The sequence below is a fragment of the Streptomyces sp. NPDC002602 genome (assembly GCF_042889445.1).
GTDB lineage: Bacteria > Actinomycetota > Actinomycetes > Streptomycetales > Streptomycetaceae > Streptomyces.
Genome location: NZ_JBIAQX010000004.1, coordinates 366498 through 380007 on the forward strand (window position 1 = coordinate 366498; position 13510 = coordinate 380007).

Sequence of the window (13510 nt, forward strand, 5' to 3'; positions counted from 1 at the left end):
CGTCCGTTCACCGGTCGAGCCGGTTTCCCGGTCTCTGCTGCGGGACTTCGGCCGCGTCGACTCCTGTGAGGACGGCCAGGCGGGCGAGCAGCCTGTCCCGTTCGGCGGTGAACGCCGGGTCGGCCTGGTAGTCGGAGTGTCCGAGGATCGGCGCGGGAAGCGGGTGGAGTTCGCTGCGCCCGTAGGCGAGCGGATCGACGAGCGGGCCCCGGTCCACGTCCTTGTCGGGGCCGGCCCCGACCGGGCCGCCGATGGGATCGGTGGCCCGCCACAGGTTGCGCCAGCAGTCCAGGTCCCGGTGGAGGGCGGTGAGGGGTCCGGGGCCGAAGTAGGCGGGGAACCAGCGTCCGTAGAGCCGGGCCAGCGGGGATCCGTAGGTCAGCAGCGCGACCCGGCCTCGGACGTCCGGCGGCAACTGCCAGACGGCGGCGGCCGCGAGGACACTGCCCTGTGAGTGACCCGAGATGACCAGGCGGCCACCGGTGAGCCCGGTCCAGGCGGTCATCCGCCAGGTCAGGTCCGGTACGGCCCGCTCGGCGTAGCAGGGCGGCGCGAACGGGTGGGCGGCGCGCGGCCAGAAGGTTCCCACGTCCCACAGGATCCCTATGGTGCGGCGGGCCGCCGGGTCCCGGTAGGCGCGCCGGCCCCAGGTGACGAACAGGACGAAGCCGAAACCGATCAGCCAGGAACCGGTGTCCTGGGCGGCGCGGGCGGCGGCTTCCACCGCGGGATGGCTGCCCCGGGCCGCCTCGCCGGGGACCTGCTCGCTGATCCAGGCCCCGGCCAGGGCGCCCGCGCCGAGCAGGAGCGTTATGCCGGAGACGGCCGCCACGAACCAGGGCGCGGAGTCGGTGAGGGCGGCGGCCGCCCGGGCCCCGGCGATCCGGCGGCTGCGCGCCGGGTCGGCGGGCTCGTCGGGGTACTCGGCGGCGACGGTGGCGGCCATCCGGCGCGTGACGAGGGCCCCGCGCACGGCGAACCAGGCGGCGAGCAGGGCGAGGACGAGCAGCAGGGGCGGCAGTACGGCGGCCTGCCAGGACAGCAGTACGGGCGGCCCGGGCAGGGTGGCTCCGGCCATGCCGGGGGTGTCTCCCCCGTCGAGCCAGTCGGCGACGCGTTGGGCGACGCCGCCGGACATGACCCCGCCGAGGGCGCACCCGAGCATCGCCACGGCCGGACCGCCGAGGCCCCGCAGGGCGGCCGCGGGGTCGGGGGCCGCCCGGTGGAGGCGGCGGGCGACGACGGCCAGGGCGAGGGCGCAGCAGCCCTGGCCGAGCATCAGCGCCCCGAACGCGAAGTCTCCGGGCAGCCGCCCCGCGGAGGTCCAGCCGGGTCGGGACCAGGACGCGTACACCAGGACGGCGCCGAGCAGTCCGAGGGTGCCGCGCGGCAGCAGGGCCACGGCGGCCCGGTCGAGCCGGTGGTCGGGGCGTGCCTCGGTGCGGCCTCGCCGGCAGACCACGATGGCGACGCAGAGGGCCGTGCCGGCGAGCAGGGCCTGGAGGACCCAGCCGGTGGCTTCGAGGACGGGGGTCCCGGCGCGGCGGTCGTACGCGGCGGCGGGTACCGCGACGGCCACCGCGACGGTGAGCAGTCCGGCGGCGGTGTGGGCGGCGCGCAGCCGGGCCACGAGCCGGCGCCCGTACCAGAATCCGGGCCGGCCGAGTGCGGGGGTGTCGTCCTCGGGGTTGTCGGGCTCGGCGGCGCCGGCAGGGGGCGGCTGGGACTCGTAGGCGCTCCAGGTGCGGTTGGAGAGGTAGCAGAGCAGCCCGGTCAGTGCGGCCGGGAGCAGCGCGCCGAGCGCGAGGCGGCGTCCGGGCTGCCCCCAGGGGCCGTCGGCGCGCGGGAAGGGCAGCGTGTCCGCGCAACCGCCGGACCCCGCGCACTGCCAGGCGACCAGGTCGAGCGCCACCTCGCACGCGGCGGCGATCAACAGCACGGTGAGGCTGAGCGCGAGGAGCCGTACGAGGAGTCCGTACGCGCGCACCGCGCGGGGCGAGCGGCCGGTGGCGGGTGCGGCCGGCCGGGCCCAGTGGGCGAGGTTGGCCACCATGAACGGCAGGAGCAGGAGCCACAGGGCGCGGGCGCCGTTGCCGGAGGTGAGTCGCGACCAGCAGTAGGCCTCGGGCACGGGTCGGCCCACGTACCGCTCGGGGTGGGCCTCGGCATCGGTGTCCTCGGCGCGTCGGAACACGGCGGCGGTGGAGTCCCCGGTGATGCGGACGGTGCGCGGGTCGCCGAGCAGTTCGCCGGGGGCCGCGCCGGCGACGCCGTGGACCAGGAGTTCCAGGGCGAGGGGGAAGGGGGCGGCTGGGGGTCGGGACGGGGAGGGTGGGACTGGGGGGTGGTCCGGCACGGCGGCCTCCGCTCGCGGGGCGGTATCGGGCCCCTGACCAGGATCCCGCCCGGCGGGCCCGCTGCCCAGGCCTCCGTTCGCGTGAAAAACCTCGCCCACCGGGGACTTCTGACGGTGCGCCGGCCACAGCACTAGGGTGGCGCGCACACGTGTTCCCTCTTCGTACTCAGGCTTCGCACTCAGGAGGTACCGCCATGGCTCGCCGACTTCGCCCGGTGGGGCTGGACTTCATCGAGGTGGCCCCGGTCCGTCTGGTCTTCACGGCGCGTGCGGCGGCGGCGCCCGAGGCCGTGTACCGGGCGCTCGCGGAGGAGGTGACCGGCTGGCCCGACTGGTTCCGGGCGGTCACCCTGGCCCGGCCGACAGAGGGCGGGGCCGGCCGCGAGGTCCGGCTGGCGGGCGGGGTCCGGTTCCGCGAGACGATCATGGCGGCGGAGCCGGAGCGGCGGTACGCGTACCGGGCGGACGAGACCAACGCGCCGGGCCTGCAAGCCCTGTTGGAGGAGTGGCTGCTGTCGGCCGCGGGACCCGGCGACGACGGCGGCGATCGGGTCGCCGACGTGCCGGACGGCGTCGCCGGTCAGTACCCGCGGGCGTCCTCGGGGACCCGGATCCGGTGGACCTTCGCGGCGGACGGGCCGGCCCCGTTCCGTGTGGCCCTGAAGGCCGCCCGTCCCGGGCTCGACCTCGCGTTCCGGTCGGCGGTACGCACCCTCGACGCCCGGCTCACGGGCAGGAGCGGCGCGGGTCGCTGAGGCCGGGACGCCCCGCGTGGCCGACCGGTCCCCGCCGGGGACACGGGTCCGCGGGGCGGGCGCCGCCCCGGCGTCAGCTCGTCGGTTCCCGCCAGACGCCGGTCGTGAGCAGCGTGTCGATGGTCTGCTCGTACGGGGCGATGTCCAGGCCTTGTTCGGCCAGCCAGGCGTTCGAGTAGTACTTGTCCAGATAGCGGTCGCCCGGGTCGCAGAGCAGCGTCACGACACTGCCCGTCCGGCCTTCCGCCACCATCTCCGAGACGATCTTCAGGGCGCTCCACAGGCCGGTGCCGGTCGAGCCGCCGGCCTTGCGTCCGATGGCCCGTTCCAGGGCGCGGCAGCCCGCGACGCTCGCCGCGTCCGGCACCTTCATCATCCGGTCTATGGCCCCCGGCACGAAGCTCGGCTCCATCCGGGGGCGGCCGATGCCCTCGATGCGCGAGCCGCAGTCGCTGCTCGCGTGCGGGTCGTGGTGGGTCCAACCGTCGAAGAAGCAGGAGTTCTCCGGGTCGGGCACACAGATCCGGGTGTCGTGCTGCATGTAGTGCACGTAGCGCGCGATGGTCGCGGAGGTGCCGCCGGTGCCGGCCGTGGCGACGATCCAGGTGGGCTCGGGGTACCGCTCCAGCCGCAACTGCTGGTAAATCGATTCCGCGATGTTGTTGTTGCCGCGCCAGTCCGTCGCCCGTTCGGCGTAGGTGAACTGGTCCATGTAGTGCCCGCCGGTCCGCGCCGCCAGCTCCGCGGACTCCTCGTACATCTTCATCGAGTTGTCCACGAAGTGGCACTCGCCGCCGTGGAACTCGATCAGCCGACACTTCTCCGGGCTGGTCGTGCGCGGCATCACGGCGATGAACGGGACGCCGATCAGCTTGGCGAAGTACGCCTCCGACACGGCGGTGGAACCGGACGAGGCCTCGATGACCGGCCGACCGGGGCGGATCCAGCCGTTGCACAGCGCGTACAGGAACAGGGACCGGGCGAGGCGGTGCTTGAGCGAGCCCGTCGGGTGCGTGGACTCGTCCTTGAGGTACAGGTCGATGCCCCACTCCTCGGGGAGCGGAAAGCGCAACAGGTGGGTGTCGGCGGACCGGTTGGCGTCCGCCTGCACCTTGCGTACGGCTTCTTTCAGCCAGGCGCGGTAGTCCGCGTCACTGCGGTCGACGTCATCGGTCGTGGCCGTCGTGCGTATGGTGCTCATGCGCCGTGCTCCTTCGTGCCTTCCGTGGTCCCCTCCTTCGCAATGTACCTCCCTCACCTGCGCAAACACTTTCTTTGGGTCTCCATGCGAATCGCTTTAAGGGACCCGCGGGCGGGGTTCCGGAGCGCCCGTCGTGCTCGTTCGGTTGCACAGCGGGGTGGTGTGGGTGACCCTGGTGGAGCATTACCGAGGGTGCAGCACCCGTAACACTCATGTCGGGGAGTCGCAGCCGTGATCAGTCATTCCCGCAGGCACTGCGTCGTCGAACTGCAGGCCCTGCCCTCGCGGATCGGCCAGGTCCGCCGCATCGTTTCCGCTCAACTGCGCCACTGGCAGCTCGATCCGCTCATAGACCGGGCTGCGCTCGGCGTGACGGAGCTGCTCGGCAACGTCCACCGCCACGCGCAGCCGAGCAAGGTCTGCACGGTGGAGATCGAGCTGCGTCTCGGCCGCCTCACCGTCTCCGTGGCCGACAGTGATCCGCGCCTGCCCGTCCTGCGGGCGGCCGGGGACCTGGAGGAGCTGGAGACCTGCGGACGCGGGCTCGCGCTCGTCGAGGCGGTCAGCGAGGCGTGGGGGGCGCGGGAGCGGACGGACGGCTGCACGGGCAAGGTGGTGTGGTTCTCGATGCGGGCGGCCCCCGCCGTGACCGCGCCCACCCGTACGGTCCGGATCCCGACCAAGCCCGTGGGCGAGCCCGCCCCGGTCGTGTCGGTCTCCGTGGAGCCCGCGGCCGTGATGACGAGCGTGCCGGTGTCGGCTTCGCTGCCGGCGTCCATGGTGACGGCCACGGCTGATGCGGGGTCGGCGCCGGTGGCGGTCGGCGCCGAGTCCGGTTGACAGCCGGAGCCATTCCACCGGCGGAGCCGCACGGCAGCCGGACCGAGTCGACAGGACCGGGTGTTCCGGCCCGTCAGGCCGCCGCGCCCAGCGCCCCCAGCGGGTCGTCGAGCACCGGCTGCCACGCCAGTTCCGCCGCGCCGACCAGGCTGTTGTGGTCCAGGGTGCACGGCAGGATCGGCACGCCGCCGCTGCGCCCCCACAGGCTCCGGTCCGCCACCACCGCGCGCAGCCGCTCGGGGTCCGCGGACAGCAGTTCCCGGTGCAGGCCGCCCAGGATGATCCGATCGGGGTTCAGGATGTTGACGAGGCCCGCCAGGCCCAGGCCGAGCCGGTCGATGAGTTCCTCGGCGGCCGCCCGGACGGCCGGTTCGGCGTACTCGGCGCGCAGCAGGTCACGCGCCTGCTGGAGCAGTGACACCTCGGGGCCGGGCGTGCGGCCCGCCGCCGTCAGGAAGGCCAGCGGGTCCGCCTCGACGTCCAGGCAGCCGCGGCTCCCGCAGTGGCAGGCCCGCCCCTCGGGATTGACCGTGAGATGGCCTACTTCCAGGGCCAGCCCGGCACTGCCGCTGTGCAGGCGGCCGTCCAGGACCAGTGCCCCGCCGACCCCGCGGTGACCGGTCGCCACGCACAGCAGGTGCTGCGCGCTGCGGCCGGCGCCGTGACGGTGCTCGGCGAGCGCGGCGAGGTTGACGTCGTTGCCGGTCAGCGCCGGCCCGTCGATCCCGGCGGCCTTCACCCGTTCGGCGAAGATGGCCCGTACGGGAGAGCCGGCCGGCCAGGCCAGGTGCAGCGGGTTCAGCGCGGTGCCCTCCGGCTCCGCGACCGCCGAGGGGACGGCGAGGCCCGCGCCGACGCACCGCAGCCCGGACTCGGCGAGCAGCGCGGCGCCCGCCTCGACGACGGCGCCCAGCACCTGCGCGGGGTCGGCGGAGACGGTGACCTTGCCGGGTGCGGTGGCCACGATCCGCCCGCCGAGGCCGACCAGGGCTGCCCGGAACCCGTCGGGATGGACCTGCGCGGCCAGTGCCACGGGCCCGTTCTCGTCGATGGAGAGCCGGTGCGAGGGCCGGCCCTGCGCGCCGCCCGCGCCCCCGGGACGGGAGTCGACGCGGATCAGTCCGAGCGCTTCCAGTTCGGCGGCGACGGCCCCGGCGGTGGCGCGGGTGACGCCCAGCTCCGCGGTGAGGACCGCGCGGGTCGGGGCCCGGCCGGTGTGCACGAGCTCCAGCGCGGGACCGAGTGCGCCGCGCCCCCGCTCCAGCCTGGTCCTCGCGGACGCCGCGGACGCCGTGGACGCATCCCCCACGCGCGGCGGGGCCCCGTTGCCGTTCATGACAGCGATCCTCGCATGATCGGGAGCCACCCGAGGCCGCTCACGGGTCGAGGCCGCCGACCCGCAGTGTGATGTTCAGCCGCCCGCTCAGGCCGAGGGCTTCCGGCCCGGTGCCGGGCAGCACCTTGGGCACGCCGTGGTGGGCCAGTCGACTCGGCCCGCCGAAGACGAACAGGTCCCCGCTGCGCAGCTCGACGTCCCGGTACGGCCGTCCGCGCGAGGCGGTGTTCCCGAAGCGGAAGAGGCAGGAGTCGCCGAGGCTGAGCGAGACGACGGGCGCCCCGGAGCGCTCGTCGGCGTCGCGGTGCATGCCCATGCGGGAATCCCCGTCGTAGAAGTTGATCAGCGCGATGTCGTAGACCTCCCCGCCCTGCCAACCGTACGAGGGGTACGGGCCGCACCGCCCGGCGGGCTGCTCCCCGTCGCCGTGCCCGATCGGGTCGGCCTCCCCGTACGCCGCGGTCACCGCGGCGCGTCCCAGTGCGGCGAGCCGGGCGGGCATCGGTTTGACCGGCGCCCCGTCGCCGTCGACGGCGGTGCGGGCATATCCGTACGGGTACCAGTGCAGGCCCAGGCACACCTGCCGGGCGGTCATCGTGCCGCCGCCGGGGGTGTGCACGGTGCGCAGCCCGGCGGGCGGGCGTGCCCACTCCCGGCAGTCCGCGAGCAGTTCCCGCTGCCGGTCGGGGCCGAGCCAGTCGGGCACGTGCACGGCGCCGGGTGCGATCTCGGTCCGCTCGCGCGGGAAGAGTTCCCCATGCATGCCTCCCATTGTCACGGCCGACCGTCCCCCTCGCCCACGCGGTGCCCCGGCGGCGGACGGGGCGCGTCCGTCCACGCGGGACGGGACGGCGACGGGGACGGGACGGGGACGGGACGGGACGGCGACGGCGACGGCGACGGGGACGCGGCGGGAAGCGGGCAGGGGTGTTCGGCGGGAGCCGTCAGCGGGGTGTCCGCGCCGAACGGCGGCTCGAAGAAGCCCTTGTGACGGTCCGAAGGTCACTGGACACTGCCCGTATGGAGCGACGCACACAGGCCGATCGGGACGCGATCACCATCGAGATCGGCTATGCCTTCGTCAGCGGGTGCCTCGCGGCCGGCCTGGTCTTCGCGGCGGTGTTCGGGCCCGCGCCGGTCTTCGACCTGTCCGACGCCGCGCACCGCTTCCTGGCCATCGCGGGCGGGATCCTGGCCGCCGTGGTGTTCGTGCTTCGCGTCACGCATCTGCTGTGGCGCTTCGCCCGCCGCCCGGAGAACGACGGCCGCTGAGTCGTCTCTTTCGGATCTTGTCGGTCGGGGCCGCGGTGTCCGGGTCAACCCCGACGAACGGCGGGGGTGCGGGGTGCCGTTCGGCCCGGGCCGGCGGGGCGCGGCCGTTCCTACCGTCGGCGGCATGGAAACGAACACGCGGTACGGATGGGGCCGACGCACGTCGGTGGCGGGTGCGACGGTCGGGGCGGGAACGGGGCTGGTGGTCTGGTTGGCGCCCGCCGGGGGAACGGGCACGAACGAGCCGGTCCGGGTCACCGACGGCTGGTCGGTGTCCCTTCACGAGGCACTGACCGGGGGTGTGGCGTCATGGCCGACCTGGGCGGGAACCGTCCTTGAGGCGGCGAGCGAGGGGACGCTGCTCCTGTCGGCCGCGTTGTGGGCCTGGGTGGCCGGGGGCGCTCTGCGTCGCCGCGACCCGCGCGGTCTGGCCGGCGTGGCCCTGGTGGCCGTCGCGACCGTGGTGGCGTATGCGTTCAGCGAGGCGTTGAAGCTCCTCATGGACGAGGAACGTCCCTGTCGGGCGCTCGCCGAGGCCGTGGCGCTCGCACCGTGCCCCGAGGTCGGCGACTGGTCGTTCCCCAGCAACCACGCCACCCTCGCCGCCGCCCTCGCCTGCGGTACGGCCCTCGTACGGCCCCGGATCGCGGGGGCGGCCCTGCCGGTGGCGGCCTTGGCGGCGTTGCTCCGGGTGGTGCTGGGGGTGCACTACCCGCACGATGTCCTCGCGGGCGTCGCGCTCGGTGTCACCGTGGCGGTGGCGCTGACGTGGCTTCCGCTGCCGGTTTCCACGCGTGCCGTGTCAGCGCTGTGGGGCCGCCGGCCGGGGGGTGACGCCGGCCTCGTGGGCGACCACGGCGGCCGCCGCCCGATTGTCCACGCCGAGGCGCGCGAGGATCGAGCTGACGTGGGCCTTCACGGTGCCCTCGGCGAGCCGCAGACGCCGGGCGATCTGCCCGTTGGAGTGCCCGCCGCCGAGGAAGGCCAGTACGTCGCGTTCGCGCGGGGTCAGGGCGTCCACCCGGGTCCGGGCATCGGCCCGTCGACCGGCGCGGGCTCCCGCGCCACCGGCCGCGAGGTGGGCGACGACCCGGGCGGTGACCTTCGGTGACAGGTAGGCGGCGCCGTCGGCCACGGCCCGGATCCCGGCGATCAGTTCCTCCGGTTCACCGGACTTGACGAGGAACCCGGCGGCTCCCTCGCCCAGGGCGCGCAGGATGTAGTCGTCCTCGCCGAAGGTCGTCAGCATCACCACGCCCGTGTCGGGCACGGTCCTGCGGATCTCGGCGGCGGCCTCGATCCCGCCCGTGCCCGGCATCCGTATGTCGAGCACCGCGACCCGCGGCCGGTGTCGTCGCGCCAGCTCCACGGCCTCCCGGCCGTCGGCGGCTTCGGCGACGACGCTCAGACCGGGGTCGGTGGCGAGGACGGCGCGGACTCCCGCGCGGATCATGGGTTCGTCGTCGGCGATCAGGACGCTGATCACGGCAGTTCCTTTCCGGTGAAGGCATCGGTGGAGACCAGGAGGCCGGCGCGGAAGCAGAGCCGGTAGAGATCTCCCGAACGGTCGTCGAAGGGGTCCGCGGTCTGTACGTAGAACTCGCAGGTCGAGCCGGGTGGTCGGGGCCGGTCCCCCGCGTCGGCGGGACGGCGGGCCGTCTGCCGTTCCGGAAGGTACGGGGCCACCTCGGCGTGCGACTGCTGCCCGGGGCGCAGGCGTGCGTAGTCATGCGGATCGAGCGCCGACGCGCGGGCGGTGTAGGTGTCCCAGACCCGCACCCCGCCGATCAGCGCCGCCGCGGTGAGCAGCGGCACCAGCACGGTGGCGGCGGCGCTCCGTCCGAGGAGGCGGCGGGCCCGGCGACGCTCGGGGGACACGGACTCGACGGGCCTGTCGTCCCACTCGTCCTCCCGCGCCTCGAACTGTCCGGCCTTGCCCGCGTCGGCCCGGGGTCCGGGGGCACCGGACCCCTGCGGGGTGCCGCCCCCGGCGGCGGTGCGGTGCGGTAGTACGGCACGGACGGTGAAACCGGCGCCGGCCGGGCCCGCCTCGAAGGTGCCGCCGGCGAGCCGGACCCGCTCGTCGAGGCCGATCAGCCCGAATCGGTGGTCCCGACCGGGCGGCTGCTCCCCGTGACCCGGGGTACCTCGTGCCCCGCTCGCCGGGCCGTTCACGACGCGGACCTCCGTCCACTCGCGGGTGTGCCGCATCCTCACCCGCGCCGGGCTGTCGGGCGCGTGTTTGGCGACGTTCGTCAGGGCCTCCTGCACCACGCGGCGCACGGCCCGGTCCACGACCGGCGGTAGCCCGCCGGGTGTCTCGCCGCGCACGCGCAGCGCGACGTCGAGCCCGGCGTCGGCCGCGCGGGCGACCAGGGCCTCGACGTCGGCGGGTCCGGCGTCCTCGGGCGGGGCCTGCGTGTCCTCGCGGAGTACGCCGATCACCTCGCCGAGGCGTTCGACGGCGGCTCCGGCGCGTGCCCGGATGTCCCGGGCCGCGGCCCGGTGTTCCTCCGGCACGCCGGGTGAGAGTTTCAGCGCCCCCGCCGACAGGGCGATCAGGCTGAGCTCGTGGCCGAGCAGATCGTGCATGTCCTGGGCGATACGGGTCCGTTCGCGCAGGCGGGCCTGCTCGGCGACGAGACCCCGCTCCCGCTCCAGACGCGCGGCGTGCTCCCAACCGGCCCGCACGAGGGCCCGGTACCGGCGTACGAACCGGCCCGCGCACCAGGGCGCCACGGCGGCGAGCACCAGACCCACGAACCGGATCGCCCACACGAACCATTCCGGCACAAGGGCCACCGCGATGACGGCGGCCGCCATCCATGCGAGCACCGCCGCGGCCAAGTGCCGGGCTCGCCCGGGCAGTCCGCCCGCGAGAAACGCGCAGACCGCCTCCGGGACCACCCACCAACCGCTGGTCACACTGGCCGCGGCGGCGGCCACGACCGCGCCGAGCAGCCCGACGTACGTCACCTGGGCGGGAATCGGCGTCCTGCCGATCATCGGGGTCCTGCCGATCACTGATCTCACACCGGCGACCCTACGGAAGCGGGCCCGTCCGGCGGCACCCCCGAAAGTCCCATGGCGCGCCGGCGCGGACATCGTCGTACGACCGGCCCGCCGGTCGGACGCTCAGCCCAGGGTGGCGGCGTACGTGGTCTGGCTGTGGTACTTCCACGTCGGGCCGGTGTTCCACGGGTTGGGCATGACCGCGTTGGTGGCGTAGGCGTAACCGGCGCCGCGCTCGAAGGCGGTGCGCAGTGTGGTGCGCATGGCGGGGGCGTCGGGCACGTCGTGGACGAGGTGCCAGAACGAGGTTCCGGTCGGGTCGAGTTCGCCGCCGGAGCGGTAGCCGGTCGTCTCGTTGAAGACGTTTCCGCCGAGCCAACCCCCGGAGGTGTAGGCGGCGTACGTGTCCTCGTACGTGACGAAGACGTCGGCGGTGCGGCGGCCGGGCTCCAGGTAGCAGTCGGCGATGGCGGTGCCCGGGTTGTTGACGACCAGGTCGGGGGCGGCCGGGTCGACGGCGCCCATCGTCTCCTGAACGTAGCGGCGCAGTTCGGCGTAGTGGTCGCGGGTGGCGTTGTCAGGACCGCAGTCGCGGCTGACGACGTCGAAGAAGATCCCGTCCACGTGCAGTCGGCCGTCGGAGGTCTTGAGGTAGTTGTCCACGGAGGCCTTGACGGCGGCGATGTCCCGGTTCCCGTGGTCGGTGTGGACGTAGCCGAGCACCTTGGTCCGCTCGCCGGTGGAGGTGGTGCCACCGCGCAGGGCGTCGGCCCGGTCCCGCCACGGGGTGTCGAAGGGGGAGTCGCCGTTGCCGGGGTTCAGGACGACCAGTGAGGCGGCCGGGCCCGTGGCGGTGACGTCGTTGAGCATCGGGTCGTCGGCGAACACGTACGCGGGGACGCCGACTTCCAGCCCCCGAACCCCGGGCAGCCGGGGCACGGGAGGCGCGGTGGGCGCCGGGGCCGGCGCGGGTTTGCGGGCCGCCGTCGCACGGCCGGCACTGTCCGCGGCGGCGGTCACGGCCGGCGCCGGGGCCGCGAGGAAGAGGGTGGCCACGACGGCGAGCAGGGCCTTTCCGGCACGAGCGCGGGTCATGGCTGTTCCTCCGGCGGCAATGGACGGGACCCGACGAACACTAGACGGACGGACGGTTTGTGAAAGCCGAACCAACCGCTTTCGCGTCAGGAACAGAAAAACGATCCTTCACCTCATCATGTGAATCCTCGTCAGGTGCGGTCGCTCCCCACACCCTCCACACCCCCTGTGCGATCACGACCGAGGCGAGGCCCGACCTCGGCCGATGCGACCTCCTCGGCGTCACCCGGCGGCAGGGTCGGATCCGGGTGCTAAAATAATCACGTTGGCCTTCAGCGCCCCCGACCCGGGCGTTCGGAGGCTTTTTTCATGCCTTCTCACACCACCCGCCCCACGGTGCCCGCCACGGCCGGCTACCGATTGCTGCTCCGCGACCGCGAGTTCGCCGGCCTGTACGCCGGCTTCACCCTCACGGCCGCCGCGAGCACCCTGTCCGGTTTCGCACTCGGCACCCTGGTCCACGACCGGACCCACTCACCGTTCCTGACGGCCGTGACCATGTACGGGGCGACGCTCGCGGCGGTGCTCGGCGCGCTGACCCTGATGTCGGTCGCGGACGGGCACCGCCCTCGCCGCACCCTGGTCACGCTCCAGTGCCTCTCGCTGGCGGGTGTCGCCGCTCAGGCGGTACCGGGACTCCCCCTGGCGGCCCGGTTCGGGCTGCTGTTGATGCTGGGGTTCTTCCAGTCCCTGGGAACCGGTACCCGGATGGGGCTGCTCGCCGAAATCGTGCCGGTCTCCTCCTACGCGACGGCGCGTTCGCTCATGAACATCACCTCCGGTGGCACGGCGATCCTCGGCTACGCCCTCGGCGCCGCACTACTGAGGCACCTGAGCCCGCACGGCGTGTTCCTCGTGGCCGCGGCATTGACCGGGATCGCCCTCGTCGTGGTCGCGGCCACCGTACGGGAGCACTCGATCCGCCTGACCCGGCGACCGGGACCGCGTCAGACCTGGACCACGAACGTCGAGCTGTTCTCCCACCCCGGTCGGCGGGCGCTGCTGCTGAACCTGTGGGTCCCCAACGGCCTGATCGTCGGCTGCGAGGCCCTGTTCATCTCCTACGCGCCGGACCAGGCCGGCGCCCTCCTGGCCGCGGGTTCGGCCGGCATGCTCCTCGGAGACCTCGCTGTCGGCCGCCTGCTCACCGCCGAGCGGCGACGGCGGTACGCGTTCGCCCTGCGGCTGCTCCTCGCCGTCCCCTACCTGTTGTTCGCGTTCCATCCGCCCGTACTGGCGATGACGGTCACCGTGTTCGTCGCGGGCGCCGGATTCGCCGCGACCCTCCCCCTGCAGGAGCAGCTCCTTCGACTGACGCCCGATCCGGTCCGCGGCCAGGTCCAGGGAGTCGAGTCCGCCGGTCGGATGACCTGGCAGGGCATCGGGGCCGCGATCGCGGGTGGCATCGCCCAACACCTCCCACCGGGCACCACGATCACGGTGATCGCCTCGGTCTCCATCGCCGTCACCGTGGCCTCCCGGCCGTACGTGACGCGCGCCCACACCGACGGCGGTGGGGCGAAGGGCGGCGCGTAGCGGGTCGGGGGCGGCGGGTAGCGGGTCGGGCGGGGGGTTGGCGGCTCATACGGGTCGGGGCGGCTCGTACGGGGCGGGGGCAGGGCCGGACGGGTCGGAGTGGGGCG

11 protein-coding genes and 1 pseudogene are annotated in these 13510 nt (G+C 74.2%); 5 read left to right on the forward strand and 7 right to left on the reverse strand.

The window, feature by feature from the left end; translation table 11 throughout:
* Positions 1-7 precede the first annotated feature (7 nt).
* On the reverse strand, positions 8-2356 hold the full coding sequence (locus ACFYW3_RS14755) for a hypothetical protein (RefSeq protein WP_351751281.1): 2349 nt from the start codon (positions 2354-2356) through the stop codon (positions 8-10).
* A gap of 194 nt (positions 2357-2550) precedes the next feature.
* On the opposite strand from ACFYW3_RS14755, the gene ACFYW3_RS14760 reads away from it, so the two are divergent.
* On the forward strand, positions 2551-3111 hold the full coding sequence (locus tag ACFYW3_RS14760; RefSeq protein ID WP_389386453.1) for an SRPBCC family protein: 561 nt from the start codon (positions 2551-2553) through the stop codon (positions 3109-3111).
* Positions 3112-3184: 73 nt separating this feature from the next.
* Here the strand turns inward: ACFYW3_RS14760 and ACFYW3_RS14765 are convergent, their stop codons facing one another.
* On the reverse strand, positions 3185-4312 hold the full coding sequence (locus ACFYW3_RS14765; protein WP_351751277.1) for a PLP-dependent cysteine synthase family protein: 1128 nt from the start codon (positions 4310-4312) through the stop codon (positions 3185-3187).
* Positions 4313-4543: 231 nt separating this feature from the next.
* Between ACFYW3_RS14765 and ACFYW3_RS14770 the strand changes: the two genes are divergently transcribed.
* Positions 4544-5152 (forward strand): ATP-binding protein, encoded by a 609-nt coding sequence (locus ACFYW3_RS14770; protein ID WP_389386454.1) that lies wholly within the window; start codon positions 4544-4546, stop codon positions 5150-5152.
* 73 nt (positions 5153-5225) lie between these two features.
* On the opposite strand, the gene ACFYW3_RS14775 is transcribed toward ACFYW3_RS14770, so the two are convergent.
* The gene (locus ACFYW3_RS14775; RefSeq protein ID WP_351751275.1) at positions 5226-6488 is read right to left on the reverse strand and encodes an ROK family protein; all 1263 of its coding nucleotides are present in this window, start codon (positions 6486-6488) and stop codon (positions 5226-5228) included.
* Between the two features lie 40 nt (positions 6489-6528).
* Positions 6529-7251, reverse strand: coding sequence for an alpha-ketoglutarate-dependent dioxygenase AlkB family protein (locus ACFYW3_RS14780; protein ID WP_389386455.1), 723 nt, complete (start codon positions 7249-7251; stop codon positions 6529-6531).
* Positions 7252-7508: 257 nt separating this feature from the next.
* On the opposite strand from ACFYW3_RS14780, the gene ACFYW3_RS14785 reads away from it, so the two are divergent.
* Positions 7509-7760 carry a DUF6332 family protein gene (locus ACFYW3_RS14785; protein ID WP_351751272.1) on the forward strand — a complete coding sequence of 84 codons (252 nt, stop codon included), beginning with the start codon at positions 7509-7511 and terminating at the stop codon, positions 7758-7760.
* A 124-nt stretch (positions 7761-7884) separates the two neighbouring features.
* Positions 7885-8523, forward strand: a pseudogene (locus tag ACFYW3_RS14790) (phosphatase PAP2 family protein); the annotation flags it as partial.
* A 39-nt stretch (positions 8524-8562) separates the two neighbouring features.
* On the opposite strand, the gene ACFYW3_RS14795 reads toward ACFYW3_RS14790, so the two are convergent.
* The 3 genes from ACFYW3_RS14795 to ACFYW3_RS14805 all read right to left on the reverse strand — a co-directional run bounded on the left by ACFYW3_RS14795 (position 8563) and on the right by ACFYW3_RS14805 (position 11867).
* On the reverse strand, positions 8563-9246 hold the full coding sequence (locus ACFYW3_RS14795) for a response regulator transcription factor (RefSeq protein ID WP_351751271.1): 684 nt from the start codon (positions 9244-9246) through the stop codon (positions 8563-8565).
* A complete protein-coding gene (locus ACFYW3_RS14800) occupies positions 9243-10793 on the reverse strand; it encodes a histidine kinase (protein WP_389386456.1) in 1551 nt (516 codons plus the stop codon). Before ACFYW3_RS14800 ends, ACFYW3_RS14795 begins: the two co-directional genes overlap by 4 nt.
* Positions 10794-10895: 102 nt before the next feature.
* Positions 10896-11867 (reverse strand): spherulation-specific family 4 protein, encoded by a 972-nt coding sequence (locus ACFYW3_RS14805; protein ID WP_389386457.1) that lies wholly within the window; start codon positions 11865-11867, stop codon positions 10896-10898.
* A gap of 309 nt (positions 11868-12176) precedes the next feature.
* Here ACFYW3_RS14805 and ACFYW3_RS14810 point away from each other — a divergent pair, with 309 nt between their 5' ends.
* Positions 12177-13403: an MFS transporter gene (locus tag ACFYW3_RS14810; RefSeq protein ID WP_389386458.1), complete on the forward strand. Its 1227-nt coding sequence runs from the start codon at positions 12177-12179 to the stop codon at positions 13401-13403.
* Positions 13404-13510 lie beyond the last annotated feature (107 nt).

Bases quoted from the DNA above. Each gene is read 5' to 3' on its own strand.
- ACFYW3_RS14765 (WP_351751277.1), bottom strand. From the start codon at position 4,312: ATGAGCACCATACGCACGACGGCCACGACCGATGACGTCGACCGCAGT.
- ACFYW3_RS14810 (WP_389386458.1), top strand. From the start codon at position 12,177: ATGCCTTCTCACACCACCCGCCCCACGGTGCCCGCCACGGCCGGCTAC.
- ACFYW3_RS14775 (WP_351751275.1), bottom strand. From the start codon at position 6,488: ATGAACGGCAACGGGGCCCCGCCGCGCGTGGGGGATGCGTCCACGGCG.
- ACFYW3_RS14785 (WP_351751272.1), top strand. From the start codon at position 7,509: ATGGAGCGACGCACACAGGCCGATCGGGACGCGATCACCATCGAGATC.
- ACFYW3_RS14760 (WP_389386453.1), top strand. From the start codon at position 2,551: ATGGCTCGCCGACTTCGCCCGGTGGGGCTGGACTTCATCGAGGTGGCC.
- ACFYW3_RS14780 (WP_389386455.1), bottom strand. From the start codon at position 7,251: ATGCATGGGGAACTCTTCCCGCGCGAGCGGACCGAGATCGCACCCGGC.
- ACFYW3_RS14805 (WP_389386457.1), bottom strand. From the start codon at position 11,867: ATGACCCGCGCTCGTGCCGGAAAGGCCCTGCTCGCCGTCGTGGCCACC.